The sequence below is a fragment of the Mesorhizobium sp. M0037 genome (genome assembly GCF_040323635.1).
Classification (GTDB): Bacteria; Pseudomonadota; Alphaproteobacteria; order Rhizobiales; family Rhizobiaceae; genus Mesorhizobium.
In genome coordinates, this window is sequence record NZ_JAMYVB010000007.1 from 195,900 (window position 1) to 209,567 (window position 13,668).

The 13,668-nt window shown below is 64.0% G+C and carries 10 protein-coding genes; 3 read left to right on the forward strand and 7 right to left on the reverse strand.

From position 1 onward, the window contains the following. Positions 1 to 26: 26 nt before the first annotated feature. The 3 genes from tssM to tagH all read right to left on the reverse strand — a co-directional run bounded on the left by tssM (position 27) and on the right by tagH (position 6,344). A complete protein-coding gene (gene tssM, locus NKJ78_RS13770) occupies positions 27 to 3,548 on the reverse strand; it encodes a type VI secretion system membrane subunit TssM (protein WP_352460803.1) in 3,522 nt (1,173 codons plus the stop codon). Continuing rightward, a complete protein-coding gene (gene tssL / locus NKJ78_RS13775; protein ID WP_352460802.1) occupies positions 3,545 to 5,071 on the reverse strand; it encodes a type VI secretion system protein TssL, long form in 1,527 nt (508 codons plus the stop codon). Before tssL ends, tssM begins: the two co-directional genes overlap by 4 nt. 250 nt (positions 5,072 to 5,321) lie before the next feature. Beyond that, the gene (tagH, locus tag NKJ78_RS13780) at positions 5,322 to 6,344 is read right to left on the reverse strand and encodes a type VI secretion system-associated FHA domain protein TagH (RefSeq protein WP_352460801.1); all 1,023 of its coding nucleotides are present in this window, start codon (positions 6,342 to 6,344) and stop codon (positions 5,322 to 5,324) included. A 271-nt stretch (positions 6,345 to 6,615) separates the two neighbouring features. Here tagH and NKJ78_RS13785 point away from each other — a divergent pair, with 271 nt between their 5' ends. Genes NKJ78_RS13785 through NKJ78_RS13795 form a run of 3 tightly spaced genes read left to right on the forward strand, consistent with a single transcriptional unit; the run spans position 6,616 to position 10,556 of the window. Further along, a complete protein-coding gene (locus NKJ78_RS13785; protein WP_352460800.1) occupies positions 6,616 to 8,949 on the forward strand; it encodes a type VI secretion system Vgr family protein in 2,334 nt (777 codons plus the stop codon). Between the two features lie 7 nt (positions 8,950 to 8,956). Further along, entirely contained in the window at positions 8,957 to 9,382 is a 426-nt protein-coding gene (locus tag NKJ78_RS13790; RefSeq protein ID WP_023682625.1) for a DUF6484 domain-containing protein, read from the forward strand. A gap of 10 nt (positions 9,383 to 9,392) precedes the next feature. After that, positions 9,393 to 10,556: a hypothetical protein gene (locus tag NKJ78_RS13795; RefSeq protein WP_023704807.1), complete on the forward strand. Its 1,164-nt coding sequence runs from the start codon at positions 9,393 to 9,395 to the stop codon at positions 10,554 to 10,556. Between the two features lie 33 nt (positions 10,557 to 10,589). On the opposite strand, the gene NKJ78_RS13800 is transcribed toward NKJ78_RS13795, so the two are convergent. The 4 genes from NKJ78_RS13800 to NKJ78_RS13815 are packed head-to-tail and all read right to left on the reverse strand — an operon-like array spanning position 10,590 to position 13,666. Continuing rightward, a complete protein-coding gene (locus NKJ78_RS13800; RefSeq protein WP_023815183.1) occupies positions 10,590 to 11,636 on the reverse strand; it encodes a hypothetical protein in 1,047 nt (348 codons plus the stop codon). Next, positions 11,624 to 12,715 (reverse strand): DUF2169 family type VI secretion system accessory protein, encoded by a 1,092-nt coding sequence (locus NKJ78_RS13805; protein ID WP_023682622.1) that lies wholly within the window; start codon positions 12,713 to 12,715, stop codon positions 11,624 to 11,626. The genes NKJ78_RS13800 and NKJ78_RS13805 overlap by 13 nt, the downstream gene beginning before the upstream one ends. Before the next feature lie 3 nt (positions 12,716 to 12,718). Beyond that, positions 12,719 to 13,198: a hypothetical protein gene (locus NKJ78_RS13810; RefSeq protein WP_023682621.1), complete on the reverse strand. Its 480-nt coding sequence runs from the start codon at positions 13,196 to 13,198 to the stop codon at positions 12,719 to 12,721. Between the two features lie 18 nt (positions 13,199 to 13,216). After that, positions 13,217 to 13,666 carry a hypothetical protein gene (locus NKJ78_RS13815; RefSeq protein ID WP_023682620.1) on the reverse strand — a complete coding sequence of 150 codons (450 nt, stop codon included), beginning with the start codon at positions 13,664 to 13,666 and terminating at the stop codon, positions 13,217 to 13,219. Between the last annotated feature and the right edge of the window lie 2 nt (positions 13,667 to 13,668).

Here is a 13,668-nt window from a genome sequence, read left to right on the forward strand (position 1 = left end):
CGCTGGTCCTGCCATGCAATTCCCCATCAGAAAGCCTTCGGACAGCTGAACGCGGAAAGCGCCGGCAGCGTGAATGGGTTGCCGTCCTCCCCGGTCTTGATCGTGTAGGCGACATCCCGTCCGCCGATGACGAAATGCGCTTCGAGACTATCGCCATTGGCGGTGACCTGCCCCTTGTCCAGCAATCGTTTCAAAGCCCAGGGACCGTCGAACTTGATTGCGGACTCGCGGCCTGGCAGCTCCGGCGTCAGGCTGAGACTGGCCGAACCGGTCTTGCCCGGCCACGGAATCAGGCCCGGCGTGTTGCCGGCTTGGGTGGCCTGCAGCACCTGGCCGTCGATATTGAGCAGCGCCATGTCGGCATCGCCATGCAGCGACAGCGGCGTGAAGGTGATGTTGATCGACGGCACCGGCCCGCCGAGCGGAAAGAAAGCCGCGCGGATTTGTGCCGCGAGCTGAAAGTTCTTCAGCGTCGATTTCGCCAGATTGCGGCCGAACCTGGTGTCCTGTTTCCAGTCCCAGTCCTGGCCGCTCATGTCGACCAGCGACGCCAGGTTCTGCGCGAAGAACCGGTCGAGAACCCCGCCCGGAGAAAACAATCTGGCAAAATCCGCCATGGCGACATCGTCGGTGCCGGCGGGGGCAAATGGAAAGCGCCCGGCAATCACCTCCTCGCACGGACGGCCGACGGTCTCCTCCAGCATCTCGTTGAGACGCGTGGTCGATGTTTCGGCGACGGTGCCCTCGAAATCGTCCGCCGCCGCGCTCACCATCCTGGCCAGCGCCTTCGGCAGCCGCGAAGCATTGGCGCGCAACGTCGAGATCTGCAGCTGCAGATTGGCGTTGGCCTGGTCCGTCTGGGCGGGGACATCGGCGGCCAGCCGCACGCTCTGATAGATTTCGCGGAAATTCTGGGTGAGGGCGTCGAGCGGCCGCTGCCCCGGCGCCCCGGCCACCAAAGCCTGGAAAGACCGGAACTGGGCTTCGATGTTGGCGCCGGGATCCTGGTTCTGGGTGTTGACAAAGGCGGCCCCGGCCCGGCTCTGCGATTTGCGCGCCGCAAGCTCGATGCCGATGCGGGCGAGGCCCTTGGCGCGCGCGGCGATTTCCTGGTCGCTGTCTTGAGACGGCGCAGCCGGATTGCGCTCTTGCGTCAAAGCTGTTTCGCGCGCGATGGCCTCGAACAGCTGCATCAGCGGTGAGGTCGGTGATCCCGCTGCGGACAGCGCCAGATATTGCGGTTTGTCGGCGGCCATTGGCTTGAACTTCAACCTGTCGAGCACCTCGTTCCACGCCGCCGCAAAACTCTTGCCGTAGCGGTCGAGAAGTTCCGGGCCGAGCTTGAGCAATTCCTGGTCGAAGCCGCCTTGCTCGCCGCTCGAACCGATCACCCATTGATCGTCGACCAGCGCCTGCGCGCTCTTGGCAAGTTGCGCCAGATAGAAGTCGAAGCCGGCATGGGTGTAGAGACCGGGGACGCGAAGGCCGGCGAGATCGTTTCCGTCATTGCGCTCGAACAGCATCGGCGCTTCCGGGCCGGCTTGCGAGGCCACCGAAAAATCGTCCAGCGCCGCCGCATAGGTGGCCGACTGGATGAGAGCGGTGGCGCGATCGGCAAGGCTCATGCGGCCGAGCGAGCGCTGGGCGGATTCGACCAGCGTGCGGTTGAGTTCGAACGAGGGATCCTGGTCGTTGTCGAGCGCCAGCATGGCGCGCAAATGCTTCTCCAGTTGCGCCCGGCCGTCGCGATTGTGGGCGCCGGGATAGCGGTTCTGTTCCCAGTCCAGTTTCAGCCAGGTGACGACCAGTTCGTCATCCACTTTCGGCGCCTTGCCGCCTAGCATCAGGTAAATCTTCAGCGGCTCGTACAGCGCCATCGGATCGGCCATCCTGGCCTCGATCGTGCGTTCGAGCTGGAACAGCAGGCGCGAGCGGAACATGCGCTCCAGCCCTTGCCGGTAGGCAGTCTCGGAAGCCGAAAGGATACGCTCACGCTGGCTGAGGCCGAACGTCGCCGTGGCCGGGGTGGGCTGGTCTCTCGTATCGTAGCCGGCCGGCAGGCCGCGCAGCGCATCGAGCGCGCCGATGACGGTTTCGAGGTCGGCATCCAACACCGTCGTGCTGGCCAGCAGCGGCGCGGCTGTCGCGCGGTATTGGCCTGCCGCCTGGCCGGTCGCGGCGACCAGCGATTTGTTGGTCGTAAAGCTCAGGCCGAGAACGCCAAGCGCGGCGATCGCTATGGCCGCGATCGCTGTCAGGCCGGCGTAGCGGGCGATCGCAACGCGCCTGTCGGCCGCCCTGTCATAGGACACCCAGCCAGACTCGGCGAAAATGACGCGGCTCAACAGATCGTGCAGGAAGAAGCTTTTGCCGGTGCCGGAAAGATGCGCCTGGGCATTCCTGCCGAAACTGCGGCCTATGCTGCCCAGCAACTGGTCGATCGGCGTGCCTTCCTGCGTGCCGGAAGAAAAATACAGGCCGCGCAGGGGGGCGTTCAGCTGCTTGCGCGTCGGCTCGAAAACGCCCTCGAGGAAATTCACGATCCGGCCTTTCAGCGCACCGAGCTGCGCGGCGAAGCCGAAAATGGCGATGCGCGCGACCGGATCGGTCTCCGCCTGCAGCCGCTCGCTCATCTCTTCGGTCAGGCGCTTCACCAGCGCGTCGAATTCGGCTGGCGCTTCTGCGATCATGTTCAGGCCGCGCTCGGCGGTCTGGAAGGTCGCGCCCCACACCTTGCGCCGGCGTGCTTCGTCGAAACCGCCGAAATATTCCATGAATCCGGAGACCAGGTCGGCCTTGGTGAACAGCACGTAGACGGGAAAGCGGACCTTCAGGACCTCGTGGAGTTCCTGCAGGCGGCTGCGGATCTCGGCGTCACGGGCCGCCTGCTCTCCGTCCGCCATCAGATCGGCAAGGCTGATCGCCAGGATGACGCCATTGATCGGCTGACGCGTCCGGTGCCGCTTGAGCAGCGACAGGAACGCCAGCCAGCTTTTGCTGTCGGTCCGTGCATGGGAATCCTGCGTCGTGTAGCGCCCGGCCGTGTCGATCAGCACCGCCTCGTCGGTGAACCACCAGTCGCAATTGCGCGTACCGCCGACACCCGCCACCGGCTGCGCCTGGCCCGACCCGGCAAGCGGAAAGTTCAGGCCGGAATTGACCAGCGCGGTGGTCTTGCCGGCGCCCGGCGGGCCGATGACGATGTACCAGGGGACGTCGTAGAGGAAGTTGCGCTTGCCGCTCGACTGCCTGAGCGTCGCGACTGCTTCGTTCATGCGAGCTTCCAGCACCTTTGCATCGCTGCCGTCATCCTCGGCGCTGGCCATGGCGGCCTCCAGCGCCTTCTGCGCCTTGCGCCTGCGCCGGAACCGGACTGCGTAGATGATCGCCACCGTTCCGACGACGATGCCGATGATCGCTGCCCGCAGCCAGATGGGATCCAACGGCCGGGCGCCGGCGAAGCGGATCAACGGGCCCGCGAACCAGACCGCGGCGGCAAAGCCGGCCAGCGCGAGCGCGCTGAAGATGCGCAGCAGCCAGCCGGTCACAGCGTCTCCTCCCGCGGGATCATCACATCGACACGGCGGTTTTTGGCCCGGCCCTCCGGCGTTGCATTGTCGGCGATGGGTTCGTCCTCGCCCTTGCCTTCGACCTTAGTCCGCGACGGATCGCTGAAATGCGCGGCGATCATCTTTTCGACCGACTGGGCGCGGGCGACGGAGAGGTCGAAATTCGATTTGAAGGCGCTGGTCTTCTTCGGCTTGACGTTGTCGGTGTGGCCGACGATCCGGATCGGCCCGCGCTCCGCATCGAGAGCCGCCGCGATGCTGGCGGCCACCGGCTCGAACTCCGGCTTGACCTCGGCTCGTCCCGACTGGAACAGCAGGGCGTTGCTGATTTCCACGATGATGAAATCACCCTTGGTGCCGACGCTGACGCCGCGGCCTTCGATCTCCTTGGCCAAGGCAGTGCGGATGCGATCGACCTGCGCAATCGTCGTTGGCGCTGCGACGACTTTCACCTCCTCGGTCAGCGGCACGAAACCGGTGCGCTCGATGGTGACCGGCGTCGCCGGATTGAGCGCCAGCAACTCGCCGGCAACAGCCTCGCCATCATTGGTGATGAGGACCCGCAGCGTGAAAAAGGCTGCGGTCAAAGCCGCCGCGCTTGCAGCGGCTATGGCCCAGAGCGGAACCCGCCTGGAGCCTTGCGCTGATGTGACCGACAAGCCTTGCCAGCGCGGCGAGATGTCGTCGTCACCGGGGACGCGGAAATAGGCTGATGTCTCGTAGACGTCGCGGCGGACCCGTTCGAGGCTCTCGCGCGGCTGGCCGCGATACTGGCCTTCGAAGCCAAGCGACAGGCAGACATGCATCAGCTCGATGAGATTGCGATGAGGTTCCGGCGTCGCCAGCACCGTGTTCAGCGCCTGGAAAAAACCGGCGCCGGTGGGTCTGACCTGGAAGAAGCGCTGCAGCATGGCGTCCTGCGCCCACGCATCCCGGCTGGAACCGGGCAGATTGGCGACGATATCGTCGGCGGTTTCGCAAAGCACATAGCTGGCGATGCGCGCATCCTCTTCCGAGGTATCGGTCCTGGCGATCTTGCGGTCGAAATCCTCGATCAGGCCGGCGACATGCTGCGCCAGCGGCTCGGCCGGTCTTTCGACAGCCATCAGCCGCAGATGCCCAAGCAGTATCAGCAAGGGCGCCGCGGCAGCGACGATCGGGTTGGCCGCGCCATAATCGACGGCATCGCTGGCGCCGAGCAGCGCATCCCATGGCGGTTTCCCCGCCGTCCCGGCTGAGCCGTGAACGGGCGGATCGGCCGGCGCGTTGGCGAAGGGCGTTCCCTGATAGATCACCGTCCCCGTGACGTCGGACGGCGGCTGGCGGCCGGCGTTGGGATCGAAAACCGTGGGTTCCGGGACGCTGGCAGGGGCGATCACCGTACTGCCGGGGGCCGGCGCATCGCGGGCGAGAACCGTCTTTTGCTTGCGGCCGGGATTGGGGCGGCTGGGGCGGATGACGGTTTTGCCGGTCGGATCGAAAGGATCATCCTTCGAGCTCATCGCCGATCCCTGCCTCTACGCCCGCGCGCCGCGACGCACAGCGCCATGTCCGCGCAAACGCGGACCGCAGGACGCTATCTCGCCGTGACATGACATGTGCCGCAGACCCCCGAGGTCGACCAACCGTACCCGCGTGCTCAATCGTCGTATGTGATCGTAGTCTCAGAAGGTTGCGATGGAAACCCGGCGCAATTTTGGTGGCCGGCCCGTGCTCGGGTCGCCTTCACGGTGTCTTCAGCGGTGCGCGGGCTTAGCCCTTGCCGGTCTTCGGTTTGGCGGCCTTGGCATAGGCTTCACTGAAATAGGTGAGGAATATGTCCAGCATGCCATTCTCGTGCGCTTCCTCCTTGGCCCGCCAGGTCGCGACCAGCGCGTCCCAGGCGCGCGTTTTCTTCGAGGCAAAGGAGGATGGCGGCAGTTTTTTCGCAATCGCCTCGGGCGACAGATCGTCAAGCAACCGCGACAGCGCTGCCTGCATGGCGGCGAAGGTGGCGAATTCATGTGTTTTGAGGTCGTGGAAAGCGTCTTCGATGCTGTGCCTGGCATCGAGATAGCCGGCCCTGCGCCGCGCGAACATGATGTCGAGGATTTCGTCTGTCCCGGGCACGAACTTTAGCGGATTGTTGTCGGCGGAATTGATCATGGTCCGGTCGCTGGTCTTGGCCAGGACTTTTGCAGCGGCGCGCGCCTTCAACAGCAACACCAGCTCGTCGACGACGATGCGCAGCACCGCGCCGATCTCGCCGGCTACCTCCTGCGGTTGGCGCAGCAAAAGCACCTCTGGCGGAATGCCGGCGCCGGCGGCAATCGCGCGCAGGATCTCGTCGGCTTGCTGCGGCCGGCTGGAGACCGAAGCGGGTGGCGCGGTCGGTGACCGTGGCGATGCGACATGGTCTGGAAAGGATCCGGCAACGGGCATCTGCCGTTGCGTCGAACCATGGCCACCGAAGGCTAGGTTCCCGTCATCGATCGACACCGAGACGATATAGCGGCCGATCCGGAGCCGGTCACCTTGCGCCAACCGATGCGGGCCGGTCAGGCGCTGGCTCGACCCGTTGACGAATGTGCCGTTGCGCGAGACGTCGTGGAGAAAAAAGGCGCCGCCTTCGTAGCGGATTTCGCAATGTCGGCCGGAGATGAACTTGTCCGGATCGGGCAAGGTCCAGGCGCAGTTCTCCCGCCCGATCTCGAAGCCGCGGTCGCGCGATGCGTAGCCGGGCGGCAGCCCGGCAGGCAGGACATCGACATTGCTGATCTGCAGACTGATGAACATGCGCTATGGACCGTCGACCGCTGCCGTTTCCATTGATCCGATGTGCCACAGTCTAGCAGCTTGCGGGCACAGCGGGAGAGCGGCGTTTCACACTGGCGAAAGCGGCGCAAACAGCAACGGCCTGCCGCTTGTCCTCTTTGGTCTGCCATAGAACATGTGGTAGGCTCAACATGGCTTGGGTGGCAAGTTGCGAAATATCCCTGAACGTGAGGTCGTTAACACAAGAAGGGCTTCGAACCTGCCACACTAGCGCTCAGGAGGGGCACGACCCATGCCGAGTGAACAACGCGCCGCGCTTGTGCAGACGCCGGTCGGCGCCGAGCTGTTGACCTTTACGCATCTCGTCGGCCGCGACGAGATCAGCCGCTGCCTTGCCTACACCGTTGGATTTGTTTCGACCAATGCCGATATCGACCCGCTGAAGATGCTGGGCGGCGCCGTTTCGATCGAAGGCGAGGCCGACCCCAAGCGCTGGTTCAGCGGCCTCATCGCCGAGTTTCGCCTTACCCGCATCGAAGATCGGCTGGCTCACTACGAGGCGGTTGTCAGGCCGTGGCTGTGGTTCCTCGGCAATACCACCGACTGCCGCATTTTCCAGGACAAGACTGCCGTCGAGATCGTGGAGGAGATCTTCTCCAAATATGGCGGCATCGCCAAGTTCGAGAAGCGCTTGCAAGGCTCCTATCCGCCGCGCGAATATTGCGTGCAGTACGACGAGAGCGACCTCGATTTCGTGCAGCGGCTGCTCGAGCACGAAGGCATAATGTACTTCTTCGAGCATGCCGAGGGCGAGCACACGCTGATCCTGGCCGACGCCATGAGCAAGCTGAAGCCAGCGCCGGGCTATGAGACGGTGCTCTATCAGTTCGAAGGGCAGGGCTCGCGCCGCGACGTCGAGTACATCACCGACTGGATTCCAGGCAGCGCGGTGCGCCCCGGCGCCTATGCCCACACCGACTATGACTTCGAAAAACCCGCCGCCGATTTGATGGCGAAGTCGGCGCAGCCCTTCGGCCACAAGCAGGCCGCCGGCGAGAACTATCGCCACCCCGGCGCGCATCTGGAAGTCGGGCGCGGCGACAGCCTGGCGGCGATCAGGCGCGAAGAAATCCAGGCGCCGCATATGCGCATTGCCGCTGTCGGCACCGTGCGCGGCCTGTTCTCCGGCTGCACCTTCAAGCTCGACGGCTTTCCGCGCGACGACCAGAACAAGGAGTATCTGGTGATCAGCGCCGAGTACCGGCTGTTCGATCCGGGCTATCGCGCCGGCGTCGACACCGATGGCGAGAATTTCAAGGTGGTGCTCGGTGTGGCGCCGACCTCAGTTGCTTATCGGCCGCCGCGCATCACGCCAAGGCCGATCATGCGCGGGCCGCAGACGGCGACGGTCGTCGGTCCGTCCGGCGAGGAGATCTTCACCGACAAATATGCCAGGGTGAAGGTGCAGTTCCACTGGGACCGCCTCGGCAAGAAGGACCAGAAGAGCTCCTGCTTCGTGCGGGTGTCGCAGACCTGGGCCGGAAGCGGCTGGGGCTTCATCCAGATCCCGCGCATCGGCCAGGAAGTGATCGTCGATTTCATCGAAGGCAATCCGGACCTGCCGATCATCACCGGCCGGGTCTACAACGCCTCGCAGATGCCGCCCTACGGACTGCCTGGCAACGCCACGCAGTCCGGCTGGAAGTCCAACTCGTCGAAGGGCGGTGGCGGCTACAACGAACTGATGTTCGAGGACAAGGCCGGCTCGGAGCTGGTCAACTTCCAGGCGCAGAAGGACCACCACCTTCTGATCAAGAATGATCGCCAGAAGCTGGTCCAGCACGACCAGTCCGACCGCATCGACCACGACGCCAAGCACTCCGTCGGCCACAACCTCGACGAGGACGTCGGCAACAACAAGACGGTCAAGGTCGGCGTCGACCAGACGACCAATATCGGGTCGAACGACACCGAGACGGTGGGCAAGAACCGCTCACTGACGGTGGGGGTCGATGAGACGATCAACATCGGCTCGAACTCCACGGAGACCATAGGTGCCAACCACACCCAGACGGTTGCAATCGTCCAGACAGTGACCGTTGGCGCGGCCCGGGTCGATTCGGTCGGAGCATCCGAGACCCGAACTGTGGGCGGTCCGCAGACGAACACGATCGGTGCGACGCGGTCGGTCACCGTAGGTGCTGCGCAGAGCCACGATATCGGCGCGGCTGATAGCTGGAACATCGCGGCGGCGCAAAGCGTCAATGTTGGCGCCGATCAGAGTTTCACCATCGGCGGGGCACAGTCGTCGCAGATCGGCAAGGGCAGGTCGGCAAAAATCGCTGCGGACGACGCAACCGATGTCGGCGGCGGGCACGCGCTCAAGGTCGGCAAAGGCAGCGGAATCCAGATAGCCGAAGACAGTGTGATCAAGGTCGGCAAGAATCTGATGATCGAGGCGGCCGACTCGATCACGCTCAAATGCGGTTCGGCCTCGATCACGATGAAAAAGGATGGCACCATTGTCGCTGATGGGAAGGATATTACCCTCAAGGGCAGCGGCAAGATCACCGTCAAGGCCGACGGCGAGGTGATCGTCAAGGGCAGCACGATCAACAACAATTGAGGGCATCATCATGGAAGTGCTGGAGCGTATCGACGGCGTCGTGATCGGCCTGCTGATCGGCTTCCAAGGCGGGGCGCCGCTGGTTGTCTTCGTCGGCAATCCGCGCGAGACCGCGATAGCGGCGCGCAGCCTGACGGAGCTGGACGTTTCGGCCGTCGGATCCGAACTGGCTTTGCTCTTCGAGGGCGGCGACCCGGCGCGGCCGCTGGTGGTCGGGCGCATCGTCGATCCTGCGCCCCGCGGCAGGAGCCTCGAAGTCGTCCGCGACGGCGAACGTGTCGTCATCAACGGCGATGAGCGCATTGAACTGCGCTGCGGCCTGGCATCGATCATTCTGGAGAAGAATGGACGCGTGACCATTCGTGGCACCCAGTTGACCAGCCAGGCCAGTGGCACCAACCGCATCCGCGGCGGGGCCGTGCATCTTAACTGAGGCATTGCCGATGCACAGCATCGCGACCATTGCGGCGATCGTGGACCAACACGCCGAGGACGCGGCGTTCCTGTGGCTTCGACGTCGTCTGGAGATCGACGGTCCAATCCTCGACGAGACCGATATCGGCCGCATCGACCAGCGTCTCGAAGCCAATCTCGAAGGGCTCATGGCAGCCGGCAAGGCCGGTTGGGAAGCTGCTCAAGCGCGCTTCGCCGACTACGCCGAACCGGGCGAGATTTTCGTGCTTGGCACTCTGGCAATGCGTTGGAGCGATGCCAAATTGGTGACCTCTGCAATCGACGCGGGCGCAAGCCTAGGTGACGCCGGCATATCGAGCCTGTCTGCCGCGATCGCGCGCACGCCGGGCGAAAACCTGCGCCCGTTCGTGGCGCAGTGGCTGGACACGCGCGACGCGCGGCTGCGCTGTCTTGGGCTATCTGCGCTCTGGCATCATCGCGTCGATCCGGGACAGCGCCTGCATGATCTGGCCAGCCATTCCAATGCGAACGTGCGTTGGCGCGCCGTCCGGCTCGCCGGCGTGCTCAGGCGGCGCGACCTGCTTCCGGAAGTCCTGGCTGGGCTTGACGGCGAGACAACGAAAGAACGTCTTGCGGCCGCCTTCGCTGCTTGCCTGCTTGGCGAGGCTCGGTCCGCGCACTCGGTGATCGACAAGATCGTGCTGACGGAGACGGACCATGCGCAGGCGGCGATCGAGTTGCGCCTGCTGACGACGCCGCCGAAGGCCGGCAAGGCCTGGCTGCAATCACGTCTCGGACAGCCTGTCTTGCGCATCGCGGCCACGGCATCGATCGGGCTGCTCGGCGACCAAGCGGTGGTGCCGTGGCTGATCGAGAAGATGCGCGAGCCGGAACTGGCATCCGCAGCGGGTGCAGCACTTCGCGATCTGTTCGAGGTGGACTTCGGCGACACCGACCTTTTCGTTGCCGATCCAGCTGTTCTTGGCGAGGGCTTTGCCCAACTCGACGACAGCTCGCTGCCGGCCGCCGATCGCGTCGAAGCATGGTGGGACGAAGGGCGCGGCGGGCGCAACCATCGTCTGTTCCGTTCGATGCGCAGGCTCAGGGTGGATGCGTTGCGCGCGGCAATCGCCACGCCCGAGGCGCCGCTGGCAGACTGGCGCAGGACACGCAAGTTCCCGGCGTGGATGTGATCGCTTTCGCCGAGGGAAGGCTTGTCCCTCCGTTCAGCGTTGGCGGAGGTCGGTAAGCGCGATCGCCGACCGGTTGCCACCCTCGGATGCAAGCTCGCAGGCTGCGACGCGGCCCGGCGCGTAACCGCTTATAAAACTGTCGGCCGCCAGCATCAGAACAAGTGCCGCACTAGCGGCTCCAATGTCACCGACCGTCATCGCAGGGTAGGCTGTCGGGAATATCTCGCGGTGCGTGCGGTAGAATCGCGAGCGACCGACCAGTTGTTCGAGCCCGCTGTACCGTTCCCCGTTTCCATTGCTGACAAGGAACTCGATATCGGGTTCCTTGGGTCCGGACCCGCTGAAGGCAGCAAGCAGCGAAGCCACCATCGCACGGCCTTGACTCTGGCGTTCGGAAAGAACGCTGTCGATCTCTTGAGCCAGGCCCGCCCCGCAAATCATTGCAGCCGGCCCGCTCCCCGGCGCTCGCGTCAGGCGCACGAAGACAGCGCCCTCGCCAGGGACTGCCCCTTGAGCATTGTTTTCGGATTTCAGACGATTGGCTCGCATCAAGCGCGCAATGTCGGTCCCGTTGACGAGGCTGTCCACACCACCCAGCAGCACCTGCGCGACGGTCCCGGATTCTAGCATGTCGCCGGCATAGTCGAGCAGTCCGGCGCTGGCTGCGGCACCGCCGTCAAATACGCGCGAGCCGGCATTGAAGCGCAGGCCGCATCGCTCGAAAATGGCATTCAAAAGGCGCCCCCGCTCGACCTCTTCATACGCCGGATGGTCGCGGAAACTCTCCGGCAGCGCGAGCAGAACAGCGGTGTGGTCCGGCGTTGCCTTGTTGTCGAGCATCGCCTCCTTGAGAGCGCGGGCGCCCATGCTGGCGAGCCATACCCCGTCATTGCGTCGCAGGCCCGCCTTGGCTGGAATGCGTGCCACGATCTGTGTGGTGGGAAACGGCTCTGAAAGAGGCACCTCCTGAAATGCTGACAGGTTGGCGCGAATGGCTGAGATGGTCTGGCGCGCGTTCAATCCAGCAGGCGTGACGGCGCCACCAACCGAGATGTAGAGCGGCCGCTTCACGGCTGCCACGCCGAGCGATCGCGCAGGGCCCCGTCGCCGCCGAGAAGATTGAGATAGAGTTTTCGCTTGCGGCGCGCATTGATCCAAACAGGAGAAATGTGGCCGAAGGCGATTTCCCGCAGCGCCGGCACGTTGCGCCGGATTACCACTGCCAAACGAGCCTTAAGGGTCACGCGCTTCAAGTCAGGCTCGATGAGCACGGTGTCAGGCTTGAACGCGTTTTCTTCTACACGATCGTCATAAATGAGCCGAAGCGGGGCCGTGATGCGCGGCAGGCGGAAATCCCATCTGCCCGAAGCCGTCATGCCGATCACCGTGATATCCTCGCCGTTGCCGATGCCGGCCATCTGCTGATCGGCTGGGGCGCACATATAATGCCGCGTGTCGAAGTCTTTGGGAGCGAGCGGCCATTGGGATTCGAGCCAAGCCTTGTCGTAGGTTCCGGCGAAAGCCAGGCGCGGTTGCCAGCCCCGGCCAATCGTCCCGAATCCCGCCGGCCTCAGGGATTCCCCAGGTCGGGCTTGCGCTTCGCCCGGATACATGACGTTGGGCGCCTCGGTTCTGACCGCAGGATCTGCAGACCGGGCGTTATGGTACCCCACGCCGACTGGATTGCGCTGGTCCGTGCGCAAGTCTTCCAAAGTGCCGCCATAGGTGCGTTCATAGACGATCGGCATGGTCCGGAAAGGCGCCGGTGCGCTGTAGCCGCCGGAGTCGTAGATCCGGTCCCCGACGACCTGCAATACCTTGCGGATCGAGTTACCGACACGCAGGCCAACCTGCATCTCGCGTACCGGCCTTCCATCCGGCGCGTGCGCGACGCCATTCACGATCACCTCGGCGCCAGGCTTGACGGGCGCGATGTCCGCTTCGTAGCGGGTCGATGAAAGGGCCGGATCGCCAAAAGGCTCATCGCCAAAGATCACCGGCACCTGTTCGGCCGCTGGCTGGAATTCCTTTCCTTCATCCGTCGCCGTGAAACTTGCCGATAGCATGACAATCAGAGTTTCTTGGCCGTCAGCATTCAATTGGACGTGCGTCGCGGCGGCGAAGGGTGTCCTGTTTTCCAGCCAGACATCGAAGGCCATCGTTCAGCACCACCGGCCGTTTTCATCAAGCCCGATCGGCCAATAGGGCATGGCCGTCAGCAGTTCTACATATTCCTTGTTGCCTTCATCGACGACCCATTGCAGCAGGAACACCTCAGGCGCGAGGCGGTCGGCCGCGGGCAGCGTTTCCCCCACCGCAACGCATCGCAGCCAGTATTCCCGCACGAGCCACACCACCGCCGGATGATTCGCCGGGCCGGCCGCTGCATCATCCAGCTGGGCCGTGATCGCTTGATTGACGGTCAGGCCGCCATCGACCAGTTCGTCGAGGCCAGCTTCCCAGATCTCGGAAGCCACCTCGAACGTCTCCTGCAAGTCAGCGAGGTAGGCCTTGAACAGGGACCTATAGGCAGCAGAGGCCTCGCGGCGCGAAAGGCGGATTCCATGATCGGGACCGACAACGTCCTGGGGTGCGTTGAGAAGCCGGTTCAGGCCGAGTTCGACACTATGATCAATCCGCATTGCCATCTTCTTCTAGCCTCAGCACATTTCGAGAGATGGATCCTCGCCGATCGGGACATAGACGAAGTACTTGAAGTACTTGAATAGTTCCGTGTCGTATTCGGACATCATTTCGACCAGCAGCAGATTGGGCGGCACGGGACCGCTGGCGTCCGCTTCGTCGCCATCCTCACCCCAGTTCGATTCATCGTCCTCGTCGTCATCATCGGTCTGTCGGGCGTACCGTTCAAGGTTCAGGCCGTGAACCTTGAAGTAGTGCTTGCGGTAGATCGCCAGAATCCGTGGATGGGCCACCAGCCCGGCGGGCCAATGCAGATTGGCTATGTTCTCACCGGAGGCGTTCAGGCGCTGCTGCAGTGCGCCCCACCATTCCTCGATCGCCGGCATGACGGCGTGGAGCTCTGCGGTCCACGCATCGATTATCGCCGTATAGTCAGCGTCGAGATCGGCAAAACCCGTTGCACTCATCG